Origin of the sequence: Halorarum halophilum, assembly GCF_013401515.1 — an archaeon.
Classification (GTDB): Archaea; Halobacteriota; Halobacteria; order Halobacteriales; family Haloferacaceae; genus Halorarum; species Halorarum halophilum.
In genome coordinates this window covers 1,927,710-1,951,967 of record NZ_CP058529.1, presented here as the reverse complement: position 1 = coordinate 1,951,967, position 24,258 = coordinate 1,927,710, and the positions used below count along the sequence as shown (strand labels likewise).

Here is a 24,258-nt window from a genome sequence, read left to right as displayed (position 1 = left end):
TTCGGCCGTGTCGTCCGGTCCCGTCGGCTACTGTCCGCGAGCCGCCCAGTCGGTGGCCGTTAAGTGTGCTCGCGACGAACTGCCGATAGTGATGGACGGCTCCCGGTCGGGCCGGCGCGATGCGCCCGCGCTCGTGGCGGCCGAGCGCGAGGGCTCGCTCGACCTGCGCGTCGACGTCGGGGTACTCGTCGCACACGCGCCGGAAACCGACCCGGACCGGCTTCGATCGTTCGCGGCGCGGGCGGCCGAGGACGTGGTCGAGGAACTCGCGTCGGCCACGGACGTCTCCTGGCGGTTCTACCTCGAGGACCCGGCGCGGCTCACCGACAACGACAGGCGCCGACCCTCGGAGTTCCTCGACCGCGCCACCCACCGCATGGTCGAGGGTCCGTACGATCTGGTCGTCGTCGTGACGGATGTCCCGCTCGTCTCGAGCAGGGACCGGTTCGTCCCCGGGCTGGCGTCCCCGCTCTCCCGCGTCGCCGTCGTCTCGACGCGGAACCTCCGGAGCGCGCCCCGCGGCGAGCCGCGCCGATCGCTCGAACAGGACGCCGTCCGCTGGAACGCGGCGACGCTCCTCGTCCACCTCGTCGGGCACGTGCTGGGTGCTCGTCACCGCGGCGCCGACGGGGGCGTCATGGAACCGTTCCAGTTCGACCCGGAGCGACGGGGGGTCCCGCCGATCGACGCGGACGTCGAGCGGTACCTCCATCGGATCGCCGAGGAAATCCCCGCGACCGACGCCCGCCCGCGGGGGCGACTGGCGCGGCTCGCCTTCCACGCACGGAGTGCAGTTCGGAACCCCGGACGGATCCTCCGGGCGCTCGTGCACAGCCGGGCACCCCTGCTGCCGCTCTCGTTGCCGAAGCTGTCGACGGCCGCGCTGACGCCGACGCTCGTCATCGTCTTCAGCGCCGAGTCCTGGGACGTCGGGTTCCACATGGGCAACGTGACGGCGGCGCTGTTCGCGGCCGTGAGCGTCCTCGTCGCCGCGCTCTACCTCCTGTTCGTCCAGAACCTCTCCTTCCCCCGAAAGCGTCACCGGGTCGTCACCGAGCACACCGCCCTGGTCAACGTGACGGTCCTGCTCATCCTCCTCCTGGCGATGGTCGGCCTCTTCGTGCTCGTGGGGGCGATCATCCTGGTCATCGAACTGGTCGTCTTCCCGCCGAACCTGATGTCCAACTGGCCGAGCCTGGAGGACCCCGCGGTGGGCCTCGTCGATCTCGTCCGAACGGGTGCGTTCATCAGCACCATCGGCGTCCTCTCGGGAGCGCTGGCGGGCGGACTGGAGAACCGGATCATCGTCAGCCACCTGACGCTGTTCCCCGACCGGCCCTAGTCGACAACGAAGTGAACGATGCTCTGACGGCCGGGAAACCGATTACCCAGTGCGGTGAGGCGCTCACTATCCCCTCACGTTCGTCGTCTCTCTTCCGATGGACGGAACGTCGCCGTCGGCGCTCGCGGCTCGTCCTCCCAGCAGTCCGTCGTCCAGCGAACTTGTGGATTGTGGCTGCCGGGATAGAATGGGTGAACCAAAACGGAAGCGGCGGCGCGGCCGACCGAAGCGGCCGCGGCGTCAGTCGCTGGCGATCTGCTGGTCGAACTGCTCGCCGGCCTGCGAGAGTTCCTCCAGCGCCTCCTCCTCTTCACGGAGCGTCTGCTCCAGGAGATCCGCGGCCTCGTCGTGGCCGAGCTTCCCGGCGAGCGAGGTGACGTTGCCGTAGGCGGCGATCTCGTAGTGTTCCGTCTTCTGTCCGACGGCGATGTTGTACCGGTCGAGCACCTCGCCCTCGTTCTCCCCCGCGAACTGCTCGTGTTCCGAGATCAGCGCGTCCACGACCTGTTCCTCCCTCGTCTGGGGCTCCTCGCCGATCTGCTCGAACACCTGCTCCAGCCGGTCGACGTGTTCCTCGGTCTCGTCGCGGTGCTCCGAGAACGCCTGGCTGGTGGTCTCGTCGCTCGTCTGGTCGGCGAGCGTCTCCAGCGCGTCGACCAGCTGCTGTTCGGTGTAGTACAGTTCCTGCAGTCCCTCGACGAAGAGCTCCTCGATCGATTCTGTGGTCATACTATCTCTCCCGCGTCCCGCTTCGTACGCCGATCGGATGTGCGCCGAGGTTGTGAGTGCAAGCCGATCGACCCGGACTGCGGGGTCCGGTGACCGACGGGCCGGTCACTGATGGCGTCTATACGGCTGGGAACCAAACGTCGGGTATGCCAAACGATACCGGATACCGCGAAGGGCTCAGGACGCAGACGGAGGAGGTGGTCGACGCGCGGCTGCCGGTCGAGAGCCCGTTCCCGGACTGGCTCCGGGGGACGTTCGTCGGCAACGGTCCCGGTCAGTTCGAGGTGGGCGGGAGGTCGCTCGTCCACTGGTTCGACCCGCTGGCGATGCTCCGCCGGTTCAGGTTCGACGACGAGGGGGTGCGCTACTCGAACCGGTTCGTCCGGAGTCGCGACTACGAGTACGCCCGCGAGAGGGGCGGCGTCCGGACGCCATTCCCCGGGACGCCGGCGGACCGGCCGATCTGGACGCGCATCAAACAGGCCCTCACGGGGACGTTCCCCGACAACCCCGTGATCGGCGTGCAACGACTCGGCGACGAGTATCTGGCCGTCACGGAGTCCCCGTGGGGTATCGCGTTCGACCCCGACACGCTGGAGACGACCGGCACGGTTGACCTGACCGCCGGGCTCGACTGTGACCTCACGCTCGCCCACGTCCACTACGACCACGACGCGGACGCGTTTCTCAACCTTGGCGTGTCCTACGGCCGCGAGACGACCTACACCCTGTTTCGGCGACCCGCCGACGGCGGAGCGCCGACGCCCCTGACGCGGCTCCGGTTCGACGAGGCGCCGTACGTCCACTCGTTCGGGCTCACCGACGAGTACGCCGTGATCACGGTGAACCCCTTTGGTCTCGACACGACGGCACTTTTGAAGGGTGTGCTCACCGGCGGAACGTTCCTGGACACGTTCGGCCCGCTCGACGCGCCGACCCGGTTCGTCGTGCTGGACCGCGAGACCGGCGCTCACGAAACGACCGTCGAGGCCCCACCCGCCTTCGTCTACCACCACGCGAACGCCTACGAGCGCGGCGGAGAGGTCGTCGTCGATCTGGTGGTGTTCCCCGACGACTGGGCGGTCACCGGGCTGACGCTCGAGAACCTCCGGAGCGCGACGCCGGAACTCCCGACGGGCGACCTGGTCCGGTACCGCCTCCCGCTGGACGGCGGCGAGGCCGAGCGGCGACGTCTCCACGAGGGGCCGGTCGAGTTCCCGATGATCGATTACCGCCGCTACGGCGGCCGACCGTACCGCTACACGTATCTCGCGGAGACGGGTTGCGGGTCGAGTCTCCCGACGGGCATCGTGAAAGTCGACGTCGAGACCGAGCAGGCCCGTCGGTGGCGCGAGTCCGGAACGTATCCCGGGGAACCGGTGTTCGTTCCCGCGCCGGACGCCGACGACGAGGACGACGGCGTGCTACTGTCGGTTCTGCTCGAACCGTCGGAGGATCGGTCGGTGCTCGTCTGTTTCGACGCGGCGACGCTATCTGAACACGGCCGTGCACCGCTCCCACACCGGCTTCCCTACGGGTTCCACGGGCAGTTCTACGGCCCGACGGCCCCCGGCCGGAGCATGCCCTGAGCCGCGTCGACAGGACCCTCAGAGATCGTGTTCTGGTTTCGAACGTCAACCTGCACGCCGCTCACAGCGTGTCCTCGACGTCCAGATACCACTTCAGGAGCGGGAGCATCACGAACAGCGAGGCCCAGCAGGCGAGCGCGAGGCCGACGTCGACGTACAGGGCCACCGAAATCGAGAGGCCGAACACGAGCGGCGTCAGGAGGAACTGCAGTCGGTCGAACCGGACCAGACGCGGGTCCAGTTCTGAGACGAGCAGCGCCTCGTCGCGGGAGACGTACCACCGGAGCCGTCAGAGTGTCAGCCCGGTCGTCGCCATCTACGCCGCGTAGAGTGCGGTCGGCACCGCCCCGCCGTTGTCGCCCAAAAGCGACGTCGGGACCGGGAGAAACGCGACGGTCATGAGAGACAGGAGGTTGATCCGCGTCACGTCGCGGGTGGGCCGGGAGATGTGCTCGAAGACGCGCCGGTGGTCGGTCCAGAAGTTCCCGATGACGAGGAAGCTCACCACGTAGCTGAACACGTCTCGCCACTCCCGGCCGACCATCGCCCACGTGACCGTGGCCGCCGTGTCGGTCGGGAGATCGACGTTCGAGACGAGCAGCGTGATGGCGATGGCGAAGACGCCATCGCTCGGTGCGATGAGTCGCGTCGCGTCCCGTTCGGGTCGTCGCTCCCCATCTGGCCGCGTCGAGTACGGACGGAATTCACGTAGGCTCCCGACTGGGGACGGACCACGGATAGAGGTAGAAAGTCGGCCTCGGCACTCATAGGGCTCGTCACGGCGCGGGAGCCACCCCGGCTCTGAGCGGTCGCCTCGTCATCGGCCACCTCCCCCTACGGGGACCCCGCCAAAAACGGTTCCTCGTCGCCGGTCTCAACGGAAACCGTTAGGTCGACAGGCGAACCCTACCGAACGTGGACCACGCAGTCGCCGCCCGTCGGGTCGTCGAGGAGGGGCCAGCGGCGCCCATCTTCGCCGACGTGGACCGCGACCTCCGGGCGACGGGGACGACCCTCCGGGTCGAACTCGCCGAGGAGACCGTCGCGGCGCTGTACGACGGCCTGTTCGACCCCGCCGCCCACACCGACGTGACCGTCTGGGTCGCCGGGTCGCTCGCGTCCGTCGCCGACGCCGTCCCGGACTCCTACTTCAGCGAGTTCGCCGCCGACGACGGCAGCTACGACGCCTACGAGGTCGTCGACGAGGCCGCGACGCTCACGTTCGTCTTCGGCAACTGCCACCAGGAGACCGTCGAGGTGGAGACCGGGTACGACTACCTCACCGTGGCGTTCCCCACCCCGGGCGCGTTCCACGACGCGGGGGCACTGCCGGAGCGGAACGTCAGCAGGAGCAATTGATTCGACGACGCTCGGACGCGGACCCGGGCGTCAGGCGAGGTACGTCGGGCGGTCGTCGTCCGCGTCCGTCCCCCCGTCCTCGCCCCCGTCGGTGAACTCGATCTCGCGGACCGGAGACAGGTAGGTGACCCGGACCAGTCCCGGCTGGCCCAGCGGTTCGATCGTGACGTCGTGTGCGTCCGACGGGACGTCCAGGAGGTCACCGTTCGAACGGACCTCGGAGACGACTCGGTAGTTTCGTTCGTTCATGCGTTCTGTGTCGCCGACGCCTCCCCCGCGGTACGTCGGCGTTACTCCGAATTACGAGCGTCCTACCGGGTTCTCGGTCAAGAACGTTCTGGTCGGTCGCAGCGAAGCGTCGGGAAAAATACCCGGACGGCGGTCCCGACCGGTGGGATTCCCGCCCGGCTTCCGGTTCGACGGCGAGGTCGGTCCGATCGAGATTCGAGTCTTGCTCGATCCCTGTTCAGTGGAAGCCGATCTCACGCCGGTCCGTGCCGTCCTTCGGGATGGTGACGGTACAGACGCCGTTGTCGTGGGTGGCGCTCGCGCCGTCGATGTCGCCGTTCGGCGGCAGCTGGACGACGCGCTCGAGCCGCGTCGGGCGCTCGGAATGGACGACGCGATACTCCTCGTCCGCGTCGTTGGACCGATGGGCGACGAGGGAGAGCGAGCTCTCGTCGGCCTGGATGGTGATCTCCTCCTCCTCGAACCCCGGGACGTCCGCGAGGATGACCACCTCGTCGGGCGTCTCCAGGATGTCGACGAGCGGCTGTGCGACGGGCGCGGGTGATCCCCCTCCGCCCACCGGGGCGGGCTGCGGTCCGCCCATCGCGGACGGGGGTGCGGTCGGGCCGCCCTGTGGTCCGACCCCACCGGACGCCGCGGGGCCGCTCGTCTCGGCCGTGTCCATCCGGGACGGTCCCGGTGGCCGAGGCGTGGGCTCTGGTGGTCCGGGCGACGTGGGTCCCTGCGACTGGTACGGCGGCTGGACCTGCTGGGCCTGCTGAGCCGGGTGCTGGTGCTGGGCCCGCTGGACCTGGTCGCCCTGGCCCCGGGCTCCCGGATCCACCGGTACGCCACCCATCCCCGGCTGCTGTGCGAGCTGTGGAGACCCCTGGACCGTCCTCCCGCCGGGCGAGTACGGGTCGTAGTACCCGTACTGGACGTGCTGGCTCATTCGCCCGTCGTCACTGGTATCCCTGCTTTGGGGTGTGCATCGGGGGCTGCTGGGTCTGCCCTTCGCCGAGTGCGCCCGCCGACTGCTCGACTGGGTCGAGACTCGACTGCTGGGCCCGTTGGCCGAGCGGCTGCTGGGCCTGCTGTTCCTTCTGGAGCGGCTGGGCCTGCTGGGACGACTGCCCCTGCTGGCTCGCGGGCTGGACCGGAATCGTCACGCCCTGGCCGGGCTGTCGGCCGAGCTGCTGGGACGCCATCTCCCCGCCGGACTGCTGTCCTTGCTGTCCCATCCCGTACTGGGGCACCTGCTGACCGATCCCCTGCTGGGACGCTCGAGGGGGCTGCTGTCCCATCCCCTGCTGTGGGATCTGGTGGCCGAACTGGTGAGGGGGTTGCTGTGGGGCCTGCTGTTGCGTCGGCTGCTGGGGTTGCTGGGCCTGCTGACCGAACTGTCCTCCCTGGAGTTGCTGAGGGGGCTGCTGTGGTCCCTGTCGCTGCTGTTGCGGCTGCTGGGCTTGCTGGGGCTGTCCGGGTTGTCCGATTTGCTGGGGCTGCTGGGCTCCCTGCGGTTGCTGCTGTGGCTGCTGAATCTGTCCACCCTGCTGTGGCACCTGCCCCTGCTGACCGAGGGGCGGTTGCTGGACCTGTTGGGGCGACTGGAACTGCTGTGGCTGCTGTTGCATCGGCTGCTGTTGCATCGGCTGTTGCTGTGGCTGCTGGATGGGCTGTTGCTGGGATTGCGGGCTCTGCTGGAACTGCTGGCCTGCCGACTGCCGTCCCTGCTGTGGCTGTTGTAGCTGTGCTCCCTCGACGGACTGGCCGGGTTGTCGTGACTGTTGGGTCATACTTCGCCTCGCCTGGCCGCCGCGTGCGGGGCGACCCAGGCGGTAGTGTGAGGTGGCGAGAGGAGCATAAACGGCGGCGACGGTTCACGAGTGTTCAGGTCAACGGACGGATCGTACCCCGACCACCGCCGTCACAAAGCGGACTGCGTCGCCGGGTAAGCCACGGCTCCGTTCCGTTTTTCCAGCGCGATTCGGAGGTGCGATCCCGCCGAGCGGCGGCGCTGCCGCGGTGTCAGGTGAGCCATCGAACTGTCCGCGAACGGTAGCCGTACCCGCCGGTCGCCGGGCGAAAGCCGGCCCTACCTCGACCGCTCCGCTACACCTCGACGCGTTCGCGGGCGGCCGCGAGCAACAGCGGGAGGAACACCGTCGCGTCGCCGTAGACGGAGGCGTTCCTGGCGTCCTTCTCGAGCTTGCCCCACGATCGCGCCTCCTCGAGCGTCGCGCCCGAGAGCCCGCCGGTCGCCTCGGAGTCCATCGTGATCTGGACGGCGTAGTCGTACGCGCGCGGCGTGACGAGCATCGTCTGGAGCGTGAAGTTCTTCGGGACGCCGCCGCCGACGAGCAGGCAGCCCGCCTCCTCCGCCTCGAACGCGAGGTCGGTGAGCGGCGTCATGTCCGCGAGCGCGTCGAGCGTCAGGCCCGACGTCTGCGAGTACATCCAGGCCTGCAGCCCGAGCACGGAGTCCTGGACGGCCGGGCAGTAGATCGGCACGTCGTGCTCGTAGGCCGCGGCCGCGACGCCGGGGTCCTCCTCGACGTCGTCGCGTTCGTTCACCGCGGCGTTCGCCCGCCCCAGTTCGGCACAGAGGTCCGCGATGCTCACGGCACCGTCGCGCTCCGCGAGCGGCTGGAACACCTCCGCGCGGAGGTGCGACTCGAAGTGGGCGAAGTGCTCCTGCGGGAGGTAGACGTTGTAGATGCGGTCGACCTCCTCGTCGCGCAGCTGCTCGTCGTGCTCGCGGAGCGACTTCCCCTCTTGGTGGGTCTCGCCGTGGTGGTGCTTGCCGCCGATGGCCTCGATGGCGTCGTGGGTCAGGTTCGCCCCCGTCGTCACCAGCGCGTCGACGTAGCCGTCGCGGATCAGGTCGGCGACGACCCGGCGCATCCCGGTCGGCACCATCGCGCCCGCGAGCGAGAGGAACAGCGTGCAGTCCTCGCTGCCCATCATCTCCGCGAGCACGTCGGCGGCCTCGTGGACGGACTGGGCGCCGATGCCGGCGTGGCCGTACTGCTCGACGAGTTCCGCGACGGTCATGCCGCCGCGGACCCGCGCGTGTCCGAGCGGGTCGTGCGAGAACGCCTCGCGGCCGGAATGCCGTTCGGCGTGGTCGCCGCTGTCGCCGTGACCGTCGCCGTCCCCGCCGTCGTGGTCGGTCATACCCGGACGTGCGGCGCGTGGCGCTTAGAAGGGCGTGGTTCGCCGGCGGGGAGTGTTCCCGGTTCGGCACTCCGCCCGCCCGCTACAACCCCGTCGGGTGGTCCAGGTACGCCGTCTCCAGCCCCCACCCCTCGACGAGCTCCTGGAGGGCCCGGACGCCGAACGTTTCGGTGGCGTAGTGGCCCGCGAGCAGCACCGTGATCCCCGCCTCGCGCGCCTCGTGGTACGCCTTCCCCTTCCCCTCGCCGGTGACGAGGGCGTCGGCGCCGACCTCGACCGCCTCGTCCAGCCAGTCGCTCCCGCTGCCCGTGACGACCGCCACGTCCTCGATCTCGTCCGGGCCGAAGTCAAGCACCTGTACCCCCTCGCCGTCGTGGTGCAGATCCGAATCGAGCGTCGCCGCGAGCTCCCCGGTCGTGGCTGGTTCGGCGAGCATCCCGCGCTGGCCGATGTACTCCGGCCCGAGTTCGCCGAACGGCTCGCGGTCGTCCAGCCCGAGCAGGTCCGCGACCCCCGCGGCGTTCCCGAGCTCCTGGTGGCCGTCCAGCGGGAGGTGCGAGACGTACAGCGCGACGTCCTCGCGGATCAACGGTGCGACGCGGTCGTGTGCTCGTCCGGTCACGCGGTCGAGCCCGCCCCAGACGATCCCGTGGTGGACCACGAGCGCGTCGGCGCCGGCCCTGACCGCGGCTTCGGCGGTCGCGACCGCGGCGTCGACGGCGAAGGCGACGTGTTCGACCTCCCCGCCCGCGCTGCCGACCTGGAGCCCGTTCGGGCTGGCGTCGAGGTCGGCGTACGCGTCGGTGTCAAGTTCCTCGTCGAGTCGAGAGACGAACTCCGAACGGTCCATGTTCGACCCTGCGTCCGCTGGGGGCTTGTAGGCGACGACCGGGGGTCGACGCGCCGAACGATGACCCGAGCCGACCCAGCGATTCCCCCTCCTCTCTCCTCCGTCACGGAAGTGGGAGGGCGGCCGTGGCCGTTTTCCTCCTGGGTCCAGTAGTTCCGGCCGCGAGGTGACTCTACATGGGTAAACTTCGCAGTGCCACGCGCGTGTGGCGTCGACTCCCGCGACGGACGAAACGGCGCATCAAGCGGAAGGCGCGACGCCTCGTCAGTCGGGTGCGGTCGTAACGCCGCGCCGCGAGTTCTTCAGTCCCGGCCCGACGCGGCGTGTTCGAAGACGAACTCCAGGAGTAGCTTCCCCGCCAGCGACGCGGCCTGCCCGTCGTCCCGGTCGTTCACCTCCACGACGTCGAAGCCGACGCAGTGGGGCGCGACGCCGCGAACGACGTCCCGCATCTCGCGCGGGTGGAGCCCGAACGGCTCCATCGTCCCGGTGCCGGGCGCGAACCCGGGGTCCGCGCCGTCGATATCGACCGAGAGGTAGACGTCGCGGCCGTCGAGATCCGGCACGTGGTCCGACCACTCGCCGGCGTTCTCGGGCGGGACGACCGTCACGTCCTCGGATTCGGATCGTTCCCACTCCTCGCGTGAGCCGGTTCGGGCGCCGACGACCACGACCTCGTCGACGGTCGGGTGGTCGGAACCACCGAGGCCGTCGAGACAGCGGCGAACGACGCAGGCGTGGCTCAGCGGGTTGCCGTCGTACTCGTCGCGGAGGTCGAGGTGTGCGTCAAGGACGACGAGGACGTCCGGTTCGGTCGCGCGGACGCCGGCCCGGGTGACGGTGTGCTCGCCGCCGATGGTGAGCGGGACGGCCTCGTCGATGACGGCTGCGCGGAGTTCGGCGGTCAGGTGGTCGAGGTACGCCGGGACGTCGTTCCAGGCGCGGACGTTCCCGCCGTCGAGGACCGCCGCCTCGGAGAAGGACGAGTCGGTGCGGCGGTCGTAGTCGTCGAACGTCCCCGCGAACCGGCGGACGCGATCCGGACCGAACCGCGTCCCCGGCTGGAAGGTGGTCGTCGCGTCGAGCGGCGCGCCGACGAGGTGGTAGTTCGCGTCGGCGTGCTCGGCGTCGGTGCGGTCGGCGTCGGCGGTCGCCGAGTGGGTCCCGTCGCCGGCCGCCCGCGCGCCCGGGAACGGGGCCGTCATGGCACTACCCGACGACCTTCCGCTGGCCCTCGTACTCGAGGTACTCGATGTTCTGGTCCGGCTGGAAGTCCTCGTCCTCCGGGACGCGCATCGTGAACGTCTCGTAGGTGTCGAGGTCCATGATCTGGGCGTCGTTGCCCGAGACGGAGACGACCTGACCGCCCTTCCGCTCGATGATGGGGACCCAGACCTTCGCGTCGACCGGCTGGCTCAGGCTGCGCTTCCGGTCGTCGAAGACGCCCTTGCCCTCCACGCGGGCCTTGGCGCTGCCGTGTTTGCCCGGCTTCGCCGTGCTGTAGTGGTTGATCTTGCAGGGGGCATCGTCCATCATGACGTAGCTCCCCTCCTGGAGTTCCCGGACCTGCTTCTGCTCTCTCGGCATGCACCGGACTTCCCGGTCGGGCGGTATAAACGGTTTGATAGCGCGCCGGCGAATCCACCGAATCTGGCACTCCGGGGGCCTCAGTCTGCGATAACGTGCCCGACGCGCTCGAGTCCGTCCTCCAGCTCGTCGGTCGGGAGGCCGAAGCCGATGCGGAAGTAGTCGTCGTGGCCGAACACGTCCCCAGGCGCGAGTACGACGGACGCCTCCTCCACCACCGTCCGGCAGAACTCCCGGGACCCGTCGTACCCGTCGGGTACCGTCACGAACCCGTTGACGCCGACTGGGTCGTACCAGTCGAGGCCGTGCTCGTCGAGCCAGTCGGCGACGATGTCGTGGTGTTTCCGGGCGAGCGCCCGGTTCTCCCGCAGGATGTCGTCCTCCCTCTCGCCGAGCGCCTGGCGGGCGACGTGTTGGCCGAAGGGCGACGGCGAGATGGTCGTGTAGTCCTTCCACTCCCAGGCCGCCTCGACCACCGCCTCGTCGCCGACGAGCCAGCCGAACCGGGTGCCGGCGAGCCCGTACGCTTTCGTGAGGCTCGCCGTCGAGAGGCCGTACTCTCCGAAGGAGGCGACCGGCGGGATGGGCTCCTCGACGAGCAGGCGGTACACCTCGTCACAGAGGAGGTAGGCGTCGTGCTCGGCGGCGACGTCGTACAGCTCCCGGACGGTCTCCTCCGAGTGGTAGCGTCCGGTGGGGTTGTTCGGGTTGGCGAGCACCACGACGGCGGTGTCGTCGGTGACCGCGTCCGCGACGGCGTCCACGTGGAGTTCCCACTCGGGGGGTTCGAGGCCGACGCGGGTCACCTCACCGAACGCTTCCGGGACGCCCTCGAGCGCCTGGTAGGTCGGCGTGACGACGACGGCCTCGCCGCCGTGCTCGGAGTCGAGCAGGGCCAGGAAGGCGAGGAAGTTCGCCTCCTGGGTGCCGCACGTGAACAGCACCTCGTCGGTGCCCCGGTCGTAGCGCTCGCCGACCTCGGCGCGGAACTCGGGGTCGCCGTTGGTCGGAATGACGTAGCCGAGGTCGCCGACGTCGAGGTCGAAGCGACTCGCCTCCAGGGATCTGATGCCGGACTCGGCGAGCATGATGTCCGCCTCGTGCTCGTACTCGGCGAACCAGCGTTCGAGTTCGAAGGGCGCGATCTGCATGGGTGTTCGTCGGTTTCTCGAGGGCTAAACGCTGGGATTCCGGAGAGTTAGAATCGGGCCGAGCGACGTCAGCCAGGGGGCCGGTTCGACGTACGCCGGCTTTCAGGTGAGATGCGATGACCGACACCCGAACGCTTTACCGACGGGTGTCCGGTGAACGACACCTGTCCGGTGACCTGGCAGGGTGGGAATGGAAGGGGCCGCGCTCTCGGCGAACCCGGGCGACGTAAGTACGTGAGCGAGGCCGGAGGCCGAGCGAACGCGCGCAGCGAGCCCCGGGAGTCGAGAGCGCGGGGGCTTCCGAGGTCACGGTCACCGTGTTCGCGGAAACGACGATCGATCGGAAAACGGCGACAGACCGGACACTAAGTCGACGGACTACCAGTCGATGACCGACCTGTCGCGCCAGAACAGCCCGCTCGGACCGGACTCGAACCGAGCGAGCCAGGTCGGCGTCTCCGCTCCCTCCTCCGGGCTCCTGGGCGCCTCCTCGCCGCCCATCTCGGTGCTGACCCAGCCCGGACACACCGAGTTGGCGACGAGGCCCTCGTCGCCGTACTCACCGTCCAGGTAGCGCGTCAGGCCGTTCAGTCCGGTCTTGGTGATCCGGTAGTCCGGCGACCCCCCGGACTGCTCCTCGCCGAGCGCGCCCATTCCGGACGAGAGGTTCACGATGCGGGGCGACTCCTGCCTGAGCAGGGGCGGGAGCGCGTACTTGCAGAGCAGCGTCGGCCCCCGGAGGTTCACCGAGAGCGAGTGGTCGAAGTCGGCCGTCCGGGTCTCGTGGAGCTGCTTACCCGACCCGGACACGGCTGCGTTGTTCACGAGGATATCGAGGCGACCGGCGTCGTCGCCGATGCGGTTCAGCGCCGACTGGACGTCGCCCTCCTGTGTCACGTCGAGCGTCACCTTCCGGAGGCCGTCCGGGAGGTCGTAGGTGACGCTCCTGACCCCGGCGTACACGGTGGCGCCCAGGTCGTCGAGGTTCCGGGCGATCTCCAGCCCGATGCCGCGGTTCGCGCCGGTCACGAACGCCACCTGGCCAGAGAGGTCGTCGTACAGGTCCGGCTCCGGGGTGACGGTCTGGTCGCCGTTCCCGTCCCTTCCCCTGCCGTCGGCGTCGACCGGATCGTCGCTCATACCTCCGACTCGGTGCCGGGGGGACTACGGCGTTTCGACCCGAGGCGACTACGGCGTTTCGACCCGGAGCCGTCGGAACTCGTCGCCGGTCCAGCGGTACGCCGCTAGGTCGTCGGGCGAGACGATGGTGTAGACGTATCCGGTCCACGTCGCACGCTCGCGGTCGGTCGGGGACGGTTCGATCGGGCCGCGAGGGTGGCTGTGGTAGAAGCCGACCACGTCGTCCCCGGCGGCCTCCGCGCCTTCGACGACCGACAGGGTCTCGGCCGGGTCGAGTTCGTACCGCGTTCGGGGCGAGGCGGCGACGTTCGGGACGGGGATCGCCTCCTGAACGCGGTCGGGCCTGAAGGGTTCGTGAGCGCCCCGCCGGCCGACGAGCACGCCGCACACCTCCTCGGGTGCGCCGTCGGTCGCGCGTTCGTGGAGCGTCTCGCGGACGGGGGTCGGGAGAACGAGCGTCGCTTCGGGGTCGCGGTCGTTACTCGAAGTCACGGCGCATCGCGATCTCGAACCACGGGCAGAGCCGCAGTTGGCGGTACCACTCGGGGTGCTCGTGGAGGTGCTCGTAGTCGGCCCACAGCAGGCCGGCGATCTCCTCCTCATCGGGGTCGAGTCCGTCGTCCTCGAGGGTCACCTTCAGCACGGAGCACACCTCCCACTCCAGCCCGGCGTTCTCGAAGTAGCGCTTGTACTCGAACTTGTCCGTGACGCGCACCTCGCCGTACTGGTCGGGGGTGATGCCGAGTTCCTCCTCGAGCCGCTGGCGAGTGGCATCCTTCTGCGTCTGCCCCTCGACGGGGTGGGAGGCGACGGTGCCGTCCCAGTAGGTCCCCCAGAGCCGCTTGCCGGGCGCGCGCTGGCCCAGCAGGATGCGTCCGTCCTGGTCGAAGACGAGGCAGGTGAACGCCCGGTGTCGGATGCCGTCCCCTGTGTGGGCCTCGAGGCGGTTCACTACGCCCTCCTTCTCGTCGTCGGCGTCGACCGCGATGACGTCCTGGAGCGCGTTCCGATGCTCCGTCTCCCCGGCCGCGTCGCCCCCGGCGTCGGCTGGCGCGCCGGCGTCGTCCGTGCTCATGTGCTTTGGGTGTTCGACTGGCACCATGATGGCTTCGGTCCTCTTCGGTTACTGCGCTGAGTCGGTATTCTGGGTCGATTCTGCTACTGTGACCGCGTGAACCGGGAACGACTTGGAAGCCCCCGCAGCTGTCGGCTCGGGGACCTCGCTGCGCTCACGAGAACTCCGTCTCGCTCCTGCGGTGCTTGCGTCGTCCGCCTTCGCGCAGAAACTGGGGGCTTTCGAGCCGCTCCGAACCGCGGAGTGAAGGCTCCCGGCCAAACCGTGGATGAAACGAGAAGACGAAGAGGAACCCGCGAACACTCGAACCTAGACTAGCACTCCGACCAGCCGCAGGACTCGCACGTCTTGCAGCCCTCGGAGTAGTACAGCGTCATGCTGCCGCAGTCCGGGCACTCAGGCGACTCGCCGTTCGCGATGAGCTCGTCCACCGCGTCGTCCGAGCCCGCCGCACCTGGGCCGGGTTCGCGGGCCGAGTCGGCCGTCTCGGCACCGCCGTCCGGCTCCGGCGCGTCCGCGCTCGAAGCGCTCTCGTCGATGTCGTCGAGGCGCTGCTGGTCCGGGTAGCCCTTGTCCACCTCGTCGTCGAGGTACCGGCGGAGCGCGGTGCCGATGGCGTCCGGGATCGACTGGATCTGCTCGCCCTTGTCCCAGGCGACCTTCGGGCTACGGGTGCCCTGGAGCTCGTCCACGATCTCGCTCGGGTCGACGCCCGAGCGCAGGGCGGTCGAGATGACCTTCGCCAGCGACTCCGTGAAGGAGTTGGTGAACCCGCCCGAGTGGCCGATGTTGGCGAACAGCTCGAACGGCTCGCCCGTCGCCGGGTCCTCGTTGATGGTGACGTACACCTTCCCGTAGCCCGTCTGGATGAGCTGGGTGATGCCGCGCAGCGAGTCCGGCCGCGGGCGCTTCTCGGTGTAGTCGATCGTCGGCGTGTCGGAGTCGGCGGCCTCCAGCAGGCCCTCGACCTCCGCGTCGACCGCGGCGCGAACCTCCTCGTTCTCGAGGAAGCCCTCGATGCCGCCGAACACCTCGGAGATCTGCGCGACGAGCGCCTCGGCGGCCTCGCTCTCGTCGGCGAACTCCGCGTTGTCCGCGCGGGTCGTGAGCACCTGCTTCGAGCGGGTGCCGTCGCGGTAGTAGGTGACGCCCTTGCCGCCGTGCTCGTAGATGTACTCGAACACCTCGGCGGCGTCCTCGACCGTCGAGTCGTTCGGCGCGTTCACCGTCTTCGAGATGGCCGAGTCGACGCCGGCCTGGCAGGCGACCTGCACGCCCGCGTGGTCCCGCGCCGTGAGGTCGCCGGTGACGACGAACAGCTCGCCGATGGCGTCCGGGACCGTCTCCAGCCCGTCGACGCCGTCGAACTCGTTGTTCGCCATCTGGTCCTGGGCCTCCTTCTTCACGGCCTCGACGTCGATGTCGTTGGCCTCCAGCGTCCGGAGGAAGTAGTCGTCGAACTCCACGAGCATCTCGTCGCCCTGCACGTCGTCGGAGACGTTCTTGTAGTAGGCGACGTTGTAAATGGGCTCGCAGCCGCCCGTGGTGTTGCCGACCATCGAGGTCGTCCCCGTCGGGGCGATGGTCGTCGTGTTGTGGTTGCGGATGGGGAAGCCGTCGGCCCACTTCTCGGGGTCCTCGCCGACGTACTGTTCGAACCACTCGGGGTACTCGGTCGGGTTCGCGTACTTCGAGTCCTCCCAGTCGTCGAACGAACCGCGCTGCTCGGCGAGGGTGTGGGAGGTCCACTTCGAGCCGTGGTTGATGTGGGTCATGAGCTGGCGGGCGATCTCATTGCCCACGTCGCTCCCGTAGCGGACGCCGAGCTGGATGTACAGCTGTGCGAGGCCCATGACGCCGAGGCCGATCTTCCGCATCTCGCGGACCTTCCGCTCGATCTCGGGCACCGGGAAGTCCGACATCGTCACGACGTTCTCGAGGAACCGGGTGCCGTAGGCGATGCGGTGGTCGAACGCCTCCCAGTCCATCGCGTCCTCGAGGAACGCCTCGATGGCCTCCTCGCGGGAGTCGAACTCGTCCTCGTGCTCCTCGCTCCAGACGCGCCAGTCGGGCGCGTCCATCGCCGCGAGCGTCGAGAGGTTGATGTGGCCGAGGTTGCACGCCTCGTACTCCTCGAGGGGCTGCTCGCCGCAGGGGTTCGTCGCGAGGATGCGGTGCTCCGGATGCTCCTCCACGTCGAAGCTGTGGAGCTTGTTGATGCGCTCGAGGTAGACGATCCCCGGCTCGCCATTCTCGTGGGCGCCGGCGACGATGTGCTCCCAGATCTCCTCGGCGGGGACCGAGAGGACCTCGCCGACCTCGACGTGCTCGCCGAGGCCGAACATGTCGTACAGCTCCTTCGTCTCGGGCGTCGCGACGTGGGGTTCCTCCGTGCGCGGGTTCGTGAACGTGAACTCCTCGCCGGCCTGGAGCGCCTCCATGAAGTCGTCGGTGACCCCGACGGAGATGTTGAAGTTCGAGAGGTGGCCCTCGACGGCGTTCCGGAGGTGCTTCGGGACCTTGCCGTCCTCGTCGATCAGCTCGCGTGCCTCGTCCAGCGCGTCGGCGAAGCTCGTGTGCGTGTAGTCGTCCGGGTCGTTGAGCCGCAGCGAGTTCGCCAGCGAGACGTCCTTGTTCTTCGCGTGGATGAACTGGATGACGTCCGGGTGCGAGACGCGCATGACGCCCATCTGGGCGCCGCGGCGGGCGCCGCCCTGCGCGATGGTCTCGCACATCTGGTCGAACGTCCGCATGAACGTGATCGGCCCGGAGGCGATGCCGCCGGTGGAGCCGACCGCGTCGCCGTACGGGCGGAGCTTCCAGAACGCGTAGCCCATGCCGCCGCCGGACTGGAACACCTGGGCGGCCTCCTTGGCCGTCTGGTGGATGTCGTCGATGTCGTCGCCGGGCGAGTCGACGAAGCAGGCCGAGAGCTGCTGGAGCTCGTCGCCGGCGTTCATCAGCGTGGGCGAGTTCGGCATGAACGAGAGCCGCTCCATCAGCTCCTGGAACTCGTCGGCGACCTCGCGGACGTGGGCCGCGATCTCCTCGGGGAGTTCGGGGACGACGGTGTCGTAGGCGAACTTGTTGACGTTGTAGACGGAGAGGGTCGTCTCGGCGTCGTCCTCCGGCGAGACGCCCTTTCCGAAGACCTCCTCGGCGAGTTCGTCGCGGCGCGGGTGGCCGGGCTTCAGCTGGTCGGGCGTGACCGTCACCTCGACGTCGCGCTTCTCGGCCTCGTAGACGGCCTCGGCGAGCGCGATGTTGCGCGCGACGCGGACGAACAGCTCCTCCTGGGTCTCGGTGAGGGTACCGTCGGCGTCCTTGCGGAGGTAGCGGGCGGGTAGAATGTTGTCGTAGGCGTTGCCGGTGAGTCGCTCCCGGAGGGTCTCCCCCTCGGTGCGCTTGATCGGCAGGTCGAGTTCGTCGGCGCCGAGGTCCGCGCGACTCATTCGTCGCGCTCCTCCCCGGCGTGGCCTCGATTCCGGGCGAATTCGATGATGGCGTGCGTTGTTTCCATGGGTGTTGGGACGGAAGTTCGCTTCCGGACCCACGTTCATAACCGTGTGGGTTCCGGTTCAGTTGTGCTAATTCAACCGCAGTTGGGGTGGCCACTTCCCGGCGGCACCCCTGTGGGGCGTTCGACTCCGAGTCTGTGTGGGGATACAACGCGGCGGGGTATAAGAGTGTGCAGAGCGCAGCGAAAGTTACGCCGTCTTGCGGTTCGACTGGAAACCCGTCGACGTGAACGGGGTGCAGTGTCGCACACGTCTGGTTATCATCCGTCGGTACTGGAGGGGCAAGCGGTATGTGTGTGGACTGCGTACGAGGTCGGCATGGTCACAGAAATCGTACAGGTCTTCGGCGCGGTACTCCAGTACCCGGCGCTGTTCGACACGACGCTCGGGCAGCTGTTCCTCGCCATCGTGGCGTTCCTCGCGGTCCTGCTCGTGAGTCGAATCGCGCTGCGGATCGCCTGGAAGATCGCGCTCATCGCCGGCATCGGCGTCGGCGCGTTCCTCCTCGTGTCGCGGCTCCTCATCTGAGCCGGGTCGACGCGCCGGGAACCGAACGCGCCAATCACGGCCAGGAGCCCTCCGTCCCCGCAGTCGTCCAGCTATCGTCGCCGCAGCCGCCCAGCTCCTCGCTCCAGCAGTCCCCTAGCTACACGTCCCCGCAGCTACCAGTCCCCGCGAGCACCGCGAACCCTCCCCGAACCGGGCTCAGACGCACTCGATCAGGAAGTTCCGGATCACGTCGTGCCCGACCGCCGTGAGCACCGACTCCGGGTGGAACTGCACCGCCTCGATGGGGTGCTCGCGGTGGCGAACGCCCATCACCAGCGACTCGGCGTCGCCGGACGCTCCCCGCTCCCCGGAGCGCGAGGCGGCCGGTTCGTCCGCGTCCGCCGCGGGAACGCGGTGGTCGGTCGTCGCCGACACCTCGAAGCAGTCGGGGACCGACGTCGCGACGAGCGAGTGGTAGCGCCCGGCACGGAACCCCTGCTCCAGCCCCGTGAACACGCCCGCGCCGTCGTGGTCGACTGGGAACGCCTTCCCGTGGATCGGTTCCGGCGCGTGCCCGACGCTCCCGCCGTACTCGTACACGGCCGCCTCGAGCCCGAGACAGACGCCGAGCGTGGGGACCTCGGGCGAGAGCTCCCGGAGGACCGGCATCGTCACGCCGACGTCGCGGTCGTTCTTCGGGTGGCCCGGTCCGGGGCTGATGAGCAGCGCGTCGGGGTCGGTGTCGCGGACCTCGGCGAGCGAGGCGGCGTTCTTCAGGACCTCGATCGTCGGACGCTCGCCGTCGATCTCGAGGTCGCTCACGTACTCCACGAGGTTGTACGTGAACGAGTCGTAGTTGTCGACGACGGTGACCCTCATCGCTCGGCCTCCGACTCGGCGACGGCCGTGGCCGGCCCCTCCGAGTCCGCGTCCTCCGTCACGAGCGCGCGCTCGACGGCGTCGAGTACGCCGCCCATCTTCTGCTCGGTCTCCTCGTACTCGCTCGCCGGGTCCGAGTCGGCCACGATACCGGCGCCCGCGCGGACGGTGAGTTCGTCGGGGCCGTCCGGCGGGTGGTCCACCGTCGCGGTCCGGATGACGATGGCGAAGTCGGCGTCGTCGCTCCACGAGTAGTAGCCGACGCCGCCGCCGTACACGCCCCGCGGTTCGAGCTCCAGCTCGTCGACGATCTCCATCGCGCGCACCTTCGGCGCGCCGGTCAGGGTGCCCGCTGGGAACGTCGCCCGGGTCGCGTCGAACGCGTCGGCGTCGGCCGCGAGCGTCCCCGTGACCGTCGACTCGATGTGCTGGACGTGGCTGTACTTCAGGACGTTCATGAACTCCTCGACCCGGACCGACCCTGGCTCGGAGACGCGCCTGACGTCGTTGCGCGCGAGGTCGACGAGCATCGTGTGCTCGGCGCGCTCCTTGCCGTCGGCGAGCATCTCGCCGGCGAGCCGCCGGTCCTCGACGGGCGAGGCGCCGCGCGGGCAGGTGCCCGCGATGGGGTTCGAGACGATCCGGTCGCCCTGGACCGAGACGAGCGTCTCGGGGGAGGCGCCGACGACCGACCGGTCGCCGTGTTGCAGGAGGTACATGTACGGTGAGGGGTTCACCGCCCTGAGCGACTCGTACAGCGCGAGGTCGTCCACCGCGCCCTCGACCGTCCTGGTTCGGGAGACGACGCCCTGGTAGATGTCGCCGTCGAGGACGCGCTCCTTCGCCTCGCGGACGGCGTCCTCGTAGGCGTCGCGCGGTCCGGCGGTCTCGCCGCTCTTCCGGATGCCGTCCGTCTCCGGCGGCTCCGCCGCGCGGAGCGTCACCTCCACGTCCGCCGCCTCCGCCGCGAGGGCGTCGTAGACGGCGCCGGGGTCCTCGTCGGGGCCGACGATCGGCGTGAACACCAGCCGGACGGTCCCCTCAAGGTCGTCGAACGCGAGCGTCCGGGTCGTGAGCACGAACTCGGCGTCCGGGACGACCGGGTCGGGCCGGTCGACGCCGACCTCCTCGAGCCAGAGGTCGTACACCGCGTCGTAGGCCAGAAAGCCCACCAGCCCGCCGTCGAGCGTCTGCCGGTCCGACTCGGGGAAGCCGACCCGTTCGGCGTCCGGCAGGGCCGCGCGAACGCGGTCGACGACGTCGTCGCCGCCGACCTCGACGTACTCGGCGGCGGGACCCAGCCGGTCCACCTCGGTCCGGTCGGGGTAGACGGAGACGACCGCCTCGGGGTCATAGCCGACGAACGAGAAGCGGGCGTGTCGTTCCGCCTCGGCGTCCGGGTCGCCGCCGCGGTTGCCGGCGCCGTTGTAGCCGTTCCCTCCACCTGCGCCGCCCGAACTCGGCGAGAACGCGCCGTCCGGGTCGCTGGAGGCGACCTTACCGGCGCTCTCCAGCAGGAACGAGTGGGAGGCGCGGTCCGCGAGCGCGGCGTACGCGGTCAGCGGTTCCACGTCGGCGTCGACCGCGGCGGTGACGTAGGCGACCGCCGGCCCCTCGACGGGTTCCACGAGGTCGACGAACTCGGCGCGCGTGCGGTCCATCAGGAGTTCACCTCGCTCGAACCGGCTCCCTCCATCAGCCGTGGACCTCCTCCGCCTCGCCAAGCGACCGGCCCGCGTTCCGGACGAACCGGGCGACAGCGGTGTGGTCCTTCGCGCCGCCGCGCTGCTCGACGCCGGAGGCGACGTCGACGGCGAACGGCTCGACCGTCGAGATCGCGGCCGCGACGTTCTCGGGCGTCAGCCCGCCGGCGAGGACGACCGGCGAGACCAGTTCGCGGGCCAGTTCGGCGGTCGCCTCCCAGTCGTGCGTCTCCCCCGTCCCGCCGGCGCCCCCCTCGGTCGTCGAGTCGACGAGGATGGCGTCGGCCGCCTCGTCGAGGTCGTGGGCGCGGTCGGGGTCGTCGTGGTCCACGACGGGGACGACCTTCACGCCGGCCTCGGCGCGGACGTAGCCAATGTCGGTCGCGTCGAGGTCGTCGCCGTGGAGCTGGAGCACGTCGGGGTCGACGAGCCGCGCGGCGTCGACGGCGTCCTCGGTCTCGACGGGCATCGTGACGAGCGTCGTCGTGAGGAACGGCGGCGCCGCGGCCGTGAGGTCCGCGGCGGTCGCGAGGTTCACCTCGCGCGGGGTGTCGACCGGCACGTCCGCGATGACGCCGACGGCGTCGGCGCCGGCCTCCGAGACCGCCTGGAGGTCCGTCGCGTTCGTGACGCCGCAGATCTTCACCCGCGTCATTCGCGCATCGCCGCCAGGGTGTCCCCGGCGTCCCCCTCGTCGATGGCGTTCGCGGCGCGCTCGACCCCCTCCTCGACGCTGGCCGCCTCGCCGGCGACGTAGATCGCCGCCCCGGCGTTCACGAGGATGACGTTCCGCTTCGGCCCCGTCACCTCGCCGGTGACGATGCCCTCGAGGTCGCGGGCGTTCTCCTCGGGCGACCCGCCGGCGATGTCCGAGACCGGCGCGCGTTCGAGCCCGACGTCCTCGGGCGTGAGCGTGTACTCGGTCACGTCGTCGCCGTCGACCTCGGCCACGATGCTCGGCCCGTGGAGCGCGATCTCGTCGGCGCCGTCGCCGTGGACGACGAGCGCCCGTTCGGTCGGCATGTGCGTGAGCGCCTCCGCGAGCAGCGGGACGAGGTCCGGGTCGTACACCCCGAGCACCTGTGCCTCGGCGCCGGCGGGGTTGGTGAGCGGGCCGAGGATGTTGAACAGCGTCCGCATCCCGAGTTCCTTTCGCGGGCCGATGACGGCCTTCATCGCCGGGTGGAACACCGGCGCGAGCATGAAGCCGATGCCGTCGCGCTCGATGGCCGCCTCGACGGCGGGGGGCTCGCTGTCGACCTTCACGCCCGCGACCTCCAGCACGTCCGCGCTCCCGGAGGAGGAGGAGACCGAGTAGTTACCGTGCTTGGCTACCGTCACGCCCGCGCCCGCGGCGACGATGGCCGAGGTCGTCGAGACGTTGATGGTGTCGTAGTCGTCGCCGCCGGTGCCGCAGGTGTCGACGAGCGGGTCGCCGTCGGGGTCGATCGTCCGCGCTGCGTCGCGCATCCCCTGCGCGAAGCCGGCGATCTCGCCCTCCGTCTCGCCCTTGGCCCGCAGCGCGGCGAGCAGGGCGCCGATCTGTGCCTCGGTCGCCTCCTCGAACACGACCGTTGAGGCCTCCCGCGCCTCCGCGACGGTCAGGTCCTCCCCCTCGGTCACGCGCTCGATGTACTCCTGTATTGTGGACATGGGTGGGCAGATTGGTGTTACGATGTACAAATATGTGCATCGGGATAAGCCTGTCGCGGGCGTGCGAAACGGTGCCGTGGCCGGTCGATGACGTGGATAGTCGATGACGTGGTCGGTCGAGGCGGGGTCCGCCGGGCGACGCTGCCGCGTCAGTCCTCGCGTTCCGACTGTGACCCGGAATCGTCCCCCATGTCGGGCAGTTCCTCGACCGAATCGGCGAGCCGTGCCGCGTCGGCGGCGACGGTCTCGTAGTCGACGCCCGCCTCCTCGGCGACCAGTCGGAGGTGGGTCGCGAGCAGCGTGAGCGCTCGGAGCCCCTCCCCCTCCGGGTCGTCGGCCGTCTGCGCGAACGCCGTGTCGACCTCCTCGCCGTGGACGACGCCGACGTGGATCGCGGTGACGTCCTCGGCGTCGAGGAGTGACCGGGCGTTCGCCAGTTCGCGCTCGAACGCGTCGTCCGTCGTGTGCTCGTCGCTCATGGGTTCGCGTGGGCGGAGCGGGAGGAAAAGCGCGTCGTCGTGTCGGTCGCGGAGGTCGTCGCCGGGCCCCTTACTCGCCCGAGCCCGAGTCGTCCGGGCGCGGCCGGGCCGTGAACAGCGTGGGGGTGATGCTGTACGGGACGTACACGGACTGGTGGCACGGACAGTAGACGCCGTCCGCGGCCCCGTATCGGGCGGAACCCGGGTTCGACTTGAACCCGGGGACACAGCAGAAGTGCGTGCACTTGTTGAGCCACGCGATGAACCCCTGCGAGGTGGAGCCGCTCAGCCACTCCTGGGTGCTGGAGTCGACCTCGTACGTCTCCCCGTTCGGGGCGTCGGCCGAGCCGCTGTTGGCGAGTTGTTCGATGACCGGGCTCCGCATCAACTGGATGGGGATGACGTCCTCCGTGTCCTGGGAGCGCCACGTGCCGGTCGCGGGCTTGCCCATCCCCGCGGCGCCGATGCCGTTGCCCCACTCCTGGTAGTCGGAGAACATGTCGACCGTGAACTGGTCGCCGCCGCTCATCGCCTCGGTCTGCCACTCGTAACCCGGCTGATCCCCCGCGTGGAAGTAGTTCCCGCCCTCGGGTTCGTACGCCGGCTGGACGCCCTGGTACGTCTCGACGCCGCAGTACTGGAACCACTCCGTCGAGTACGTCCGACCGCCGATCTGGGTCTCGGCGATCTTGACCTCGATCCCCTGCTCCGTGACCGTCTCGACCTCGGGCCAGACGCCCAGGATCGCCCCCTGGTCGTCGATCTCGATCGGGATCTGGGGCATGCCGCGCGGCGCCGGCCCCGCGACGTTCTCGATGGCCATCGCCTCGGTGGCCCCGCCGCCCGACCCCGAGGAGGCCGTGAGGCTGTTGACGGTCGCCGACCCTACGGCGCCGAGACCGGCCAGCGACGCGCCCCCCACGACCCCCTTGACGAACCGCCGGCGTCCGGAGTCGCCCGGGTACTTGTCGTCTGCGCTCATAGGCGGGAGTCGGATGCGGCTACGCAAAAGCCTGACGAAAGCCGGGACACGCCCGCAGTGACGGGATTTTCGTCCCGCGTGATGCGGGGAGCACCTGGGAGGGCTCCGGGCCGCTCGTGGCGACGTTCCCGCCGCGACCCGTCCGACGGTTCGTCGGCGTGCTACCCGGAACCCGCTCGAACTGCGTCCTCCAGCGTGTCCGTGAAGTCCACCGCACGGTCTCCGCCTCGCCCCCGCCGATCGTCCGTTCCTTACAGGCACTCGAAATTAATTCGTTTCGGAGGCAATTTTTCGACGAAACGGGAAAGGCTCTACATACGGGGCTACC

The 24,258-nt window shown here is 69.5% G+C and carries 25 protein-coding genes; 5 read left to right on the top strand and 20 right to left on the bottom strand.

All coding sequences use genetic code 11. The annotated features are described in order from the left end of the window. The first annotated feature begins 91 nt into the window (after positions 1 to 91). On the top strand, positions 92 to 1,342 hold the full coding sequence (locus tag HUG10_RS09955; protein WP_179169431.1) for a zinc metalloprotease: 1,251 nt from the start codon (positions 92 to 94) through the stop codon (positions 1,340 to 1,342). 240 nt (positions 1,343 to 1,582) lie between these two features. Here HUG10_RS09955 and HUG10_RS09950 read toward each other — a convergent pair whose 3' ends face one another. After that, the gene (locus tag HUG10_RS09950; protein WP_179169430.1) at positions 1,583 to 2,071 is read right to left on the bottom strand and encodes a YciE/YciF ferroxidase family protein; all 489 of its coding nucleotides are present in this window, start codon (positions 2,069 to 2,071) and stop codon (positions 1,583 to 1,585) included. A gap of 146 nt (positions 2,072 to 2,217) precedes the next feature. On the opposite strand from HUG10_RS09950, the gene HUG10_RS09945 reads away from it, so the two are divergent. Then, a complete protein-coding gene (locus HUG10_RS09945; RefSeq protein WP_179169429.1) occupies positions 2,218 to 3,660 on the top strand; it encodes a carotenoid oxygenase family protein in 1,443 nt (480 codons plus the stop codon). Positions 3,661 to 3,976: 316 nt separating this feature from the next. Here HUG10_RS09945 and HUG10_RS09940 read toward each other — a convergent pair whose 3' ends face one another. Continuing rightward, on the bottom strand, positions 3,977 to 4,300 hold the full coding sequence (locus tag HUG10_RS09940; protein WP_281375732.1) for a TMEM175 family protein: 324 nt from the start codon (positions 4,298 to 4,300) through the stop codon (positions 3,977 to 3,979). Between the two features lie 275 nt (positions 4,301 to 4,575). On the opposite strand from HUG10_RS09940, the gene HUG10_RS09935 reads away from it, so the two are divergent. Then, positions 4,576 to 5,019, top strand: coding sequence for a hypothetical protein (locus HUG10_RS09935; protein WP_179169428.1), 444 nt, complete (start codon positions 4,576 to 4,578; stop codon positions 5,017 to 5,019). Between the two features lie 30 nt (positions 5,020 to 5,049). On the opposite strand, the gene HUG10_RS09930 is transcribed toward HUG10_RS09935, so the two are convergent. From HUG10_RS09930 to HUG10_RS09920, 3 genes are all read right to left on the bottom strand, one after another. Next, positions 5,050 to 5,268, bottom strand: a complete 219-nt coding sequence (locus HUG10_RS09930; RefSeq protein WP_179169427.1) for a hypothetical protein — start codon at positions 5,266 to 5,268, stop codon at positions 5,050 to 5,052. A 217-nt stretch (positions 5,269 to 5,485) separates the two neighbouring features. After that, positions 5,486 to 6,199: an Hsp20/alpha crystallin family protein gene (locus HUG10_RS09925; RefSeq protein WP_179169426.1), complete on the bottom strand. Its 714-nt coding sequence runs from the start codon at positions 6,197 to 6,199 to the stop codon at positions 5,486 to 5,488. Positions 6,200 to 6,209: 10 nt separating this feature from the next. Beyond that, complete coding sequence (locus tag HUG10_RS09920; protein WP_179169425.1) at positions 6,210 to 6,551, bottom strand: hypothetical protein; 342 nt, start codon at positions 6,549 to 6,551, stop codon at positions 6,210 to 6,212. A gap of 18 nt (positions 6,552 to 6,569) precedes the next feature. Between HUG10_RS09920 and HUG10_RS09915 the strand changes: the two genes are divergently transcribed. Beyond that, the gene (locus tag HUG10_RS09915; protein ID WP_179169424.1) at positions 6,570 to 6,995 is read left to right on the top strand and encodes a hypothetical protein; all 426 of its coding nucleotides are present in this window, start codon (positions 6,570 to 6,572) and stop codon (positions 6,993 to 6,995) included. 364 nt (positions 6,996 to 7,359) lie between these two features. Here HUG10_RS09915 and HUG10_RS09910 read toward each other — a convergent pair whose 3' ends face one another. The 9 genes from HUG10_RS09910 to HUG10_RS09870 form a co-directional block, all read right to left on the bottom strand. Next, complete coding sequence (locus tag HUG10_RS09910; protein ID WP_179169423.1) at positions 7,360 to 8,424, bottom strand: deoxyhypusine synthase; 1,065 nt, start codon at positions 8,422 to 8,424, stop codon at positions 7,360 to 7,362. Between the two features lie 82 nt (positions 8,425 to 8,506). After that, positions 8,507 to 9,274: a Nif3-like dinuclear metal center hexameric protein gene (locus HUG10_RS09905; RefSeq protein ID WP_179169422.1), complete on the bottom strand. Its 768-nt coding sequence runs from the start codon at positions 9,272 to 9,274 to the stop codon at positions 8,507 to 8,509. Positions 9,275 to 9,576: 302 nt separating this feature from the next. After that, a complete protein-coding gene (gene speB / locus HUG10_RS09900) occupies positions 9,577 to 10,479 on the bottom strand; it encodes an agmatinase (RefSeq protein ID WP_179169421.1) in 903 nt (300 codons plus the stop codon). A gap of 4 nt (positions 10,480 to 10,483) precedes the next feature. After that, positions 10,484 to 10,861, bottom strand: a complete 378-nt coding sequence (locus tag HUG10_RS09895; RefSeq protein WP_179169420.1) for a translation initiation factor IF-5A — start codon at positions 10,859 to 10,861, stop codon at positions 10,484 to 10,486. Between the two features lie 80 nt (positions 10,862 to 10,941). Next, positions 10,942 to 12,012 (bottom strand): aminotransferase class I/II-fold pyridoxal phosphate-dependent enzyme, encoded by a 1,071-nt coding sequence (locus tag HUG10_RS09890; protein ID WP_179169419.1) that lies wholly within the window; start codon positions 12,010 to 12,012, stop codon positions 10,942 to 10,944. A gap of 378 nt (positions 12,013 to 12,390) precedes the next feature. Further along, on the bottom strand, positions 12,391 to 13,152 hold the full coding sequence (locus HUG10_RS09885; protein ID WP_179169418.1) for an SDR family NAD(P)-dependent oxidoreductase: 762 nt from the start codon (positions 13,150 to 13,152) through the stop codon (positions 12,391 to 12,393). Between the two features lie 48 nt (positions 13,153 to 13,200). Then, positions 13,201 to 13,644 carry a desampylase gene (locus HUG10_RS09880; RefSeq protein WP_179169417.1) on the bottom strand — a complete coding sequence of 148 codons (444 nt, stop codon included), beginning with the start codon at positions 13,642 to 13,644 and terminating at the stop codon, positions 13,201 to 13,203. After that, entirely contained in the window at positions 13,631 to 14,227 is a 597-nt protein-coding gene (locus HUG10_RS09875) for an NUDIX hydrolase (protein ID WP_179169416.1), read from the bottom strand. The genes HUG10_RS09880 and HUG10_RS09875 overlap by 14 nt, the downstream gene beginning before the upstream one ends. Before the next feature lie 314 nt (positions 14,228 to 14,541). Then, on the bottom strand, positions 14,542 to 17,679 hold the full coding sequence (locus HUG10_RS09870) for an adenosylcobalamin-dependent ribonucleoside-diphosphate reductase (RefSeq protein ID WP_179169415.1): 3,138 nt from the start codon (positions 17,677 to 17,679) through the stop codon (positions 14,542 to 14,544). Between the two features lie 384 nt (positions 17,680 to 18,063). On the opposite strand from HUG10_RS09870, the gene HUG10_RS09865 reads away from it, so the two are divergent. After that, positions 18,064 to 18,273 (top strand): hypothetical protein, encoded by a 210-nt coding sequence (locus tag HUG10_RS09865; protein ID WP_179169414.1) that lies wholly within the window; start codon positions 18,064 to 18,066, stop codon positions 18,271 to 18,273. Positions 18,274 to 18,450: 177 nt separating this feature from the next. Here the strand turns inward: HUG10_RS09865 and trpG are convergent, their stop codons facing one another. From trpG to HUG10_RS09835, 6 genes are all read right to left on the bottom strand, one after another. Further along, entirely contained in the window at positions 18,451 to 19,113 is a 663-nt protein-coding gene (gene trpG / locus HUG10_RS09860) for an anthranilate synthase component II (RefSeq protein ID WP_179169413.1), read from the bottom strand. After that, complete coding sequence (gene trpE, locus HUG10_RS09855) at positions 19,110 to 20,774, bottom strand: anthranilate synthase component I (RefSeq protein ID WP_179169412.1); 1,665 nt, start codon at positions 20,772 to 20,774, stop codon at positions 19,110 to 19,112. The genes trpG and trpE overlap by 4 nt, the downstream gene beginning before the upstream one ends. Positions 20,775 to 20,808: 34 nt before the next feature. Then, on the bottom strand, positions 20,809 to 21,471 hold the full coding sequence (locus HUG10_RS09850; protein ID WP_179169411.1) for a phosphoribosylanthranilate isomerase: 663 nt from the start codon (positions 21,469 to 21,471) through the stop codon (positions 20,809 to 20,811). Beyond that, positions 21,468 to 22,460, bottom strand: a complete 993-nt coding sequence (gene trpD, locus HUG10_RS09845) for an anthranilate phosphoribosyltransferase (protein ID WP_179171043.1) — start codon at positions 22,458 to 22,460, stop codon at positions 21,468 to 21,470. The genes HUG10_RS09850 and trpD overlap by 4 nt, the downstream gene beginning before the upstream one ends. A gap of 158 nt (positions 22,461 to 22,618) precedes the next feature. Then, a complete protein-coding gene (locus tag HUG10_RS09840; protein ID WP_179169410.1) occupies positions 22,619 to 22,948 on the bottom strand; it encodes a hypothetical protein in 330 nt (109 codons plus the stop codon). Positions 22,949 to 23,018: 70 nt separating this feature from the next. Further along, entirely contained in the window at positions 23,019 to 23,930 is a 912-nt protein-coding gene (locus HUG10_RS09835; RefSeq protein WP_179169409.1) for a ubiquinol-cytochrome c reductase iron-sulfur subunit, read from the bottom strand. Positions 23,931 to 24,258: the final 328 nt, after the last annotated feature.

Coding starts and splice junctions, on each gene's coding strand:
- HUG10_RS09835 (WP_179169409.1), bottom strand. CDS start 23,930: ATGAGCGCAGACGACAAGTACCCGGGCGACTCCGGACGCCGGCGGTTC.
- HUG10_RS09895 (WP_179169420.1), bottom strand. CDS start 10,861: ATGCCGAGAGAGCAGAAGCAGGTCCGGGAACTCCAGGAGGGGAGCTAC.
- HUG10_RS09885 (WP_179169418.1), bottom strand. CDS start 13,152: ATGAGCGACGATCCGGTCGACGCCGACGGCAGGGGAAGGGACGGGAAC.
- HUG10_RS09955 (WP_179169431.1), top strand. CDS start 92: ATGGACGGCTCCCGGTCGGGCCGGCGCGATGCGCCCGCGCTCGTGGCG.
- HUG10_RS09850 (WP_179169411.1), bottom strand. CDS start 21,471: ATGACGCGGGTGAAGATCTGCGGCGTCACGAACGCGACGGACCTCCAG.
- HUG10_RS09925 (WP_179169426.1), bottom strand. CDS start 6,199: ATGAGCCAGCACGTCCAGTACGGGTACTACGACCCGTACTCGCCCGGC.
- HUG10_RS09890 (WP_179169419.1), bottom strand. CDS start 12,012: ATGCAGATCGCGCCCTTCGAACTCGAACGCTGGTTCGCCGAGTACGAG.
- HUG10_RS09950 (WP_179169430.1), bottom strand. CDS start 2,071: ATGACCACAGAATCGATCGAGGAGCTCTTCGTCGAGGGACTGCAGGAA.
- HUG10_RS09920 (WP_179169425.1), bottom strand. CDS start 6,551: ATGGGACAGCAGCCCCCTCGAGCGTCCCAGCAGGGGATCGGTCAGCAG.
- HUG10_RS09840 (WP_179169410.1), bottom strand. CDS start 22,948: ATGAGCGACGAGCACACGACGGACGACGCGTTCGAGCGCGAACTGGCG.
- HUG10_RS09875 (WP_179169416.1), bottom strand. CDS start 14,227: ATGAGCACGGACGACGCCGGCGCGCCAGCCGACGCCGGGGGCGACGCG.
- HUG10_RS09930 (WP_179169427.1), bottom strand. CDS start 5,268: ATGAACGAACGAAACTACCGAGTCGTCTCCGAGGTCCGTTCGAACGGT.
- HUG10_RS09910 (WP_179169423.1), bottom strand. CDS start 8,424: ATGACCGACCACGACGGCGGGGACGGCGACGGTCACGGCGACAGCGGC.
- HUG10_RS09905 (WP_179169422.1), bottom strand. CDS start 9,274: ATGGACCGTTCGGAGTTCGTCTCTCGACTCGACGAGGAACTTGACACC.
- trpG (WP_179169413.1), bottom strand. CDS start 19,113: ATGAGGGTCACCGTCGTCGACAACTACGACTCGTTCACGTACAACCTC.
- speB (WP_179169421.1), bottom strand. CDS start 10,479: ATGACGGCCCCGTTCCCGGGCGCGCGGGCGGCCGGCGACGGGACCCAC.
- HUG10_RS09865 (WP_179169414.1), top strand. CDS start 18,064: ATGGTCACAGAAATCGTACAGGTCTTCGGCGCGGTACTCCAGTACCCG.
- trpE (WP_179169412.1), bottom strand. CDS start 20,774: ATGGACCGCACGCGCGCCGAGTTCGTCGACCTCGTGGAACCCGTCGAG.
- HUG10_RS09870 (WP_179169415.1), bottom strand. CDS start 17,679: ATGAGTCGCGCGGACCTCGGCGCCGACGAACTCGACCTGCCGATCAAG.
- HUG10_RS09945 (WP_179169429.1), top strand. CDS start 2,218: ATGCCAAACGATACCGGATACCGCGAAGGGCTCAGGACGCAGACGGAG.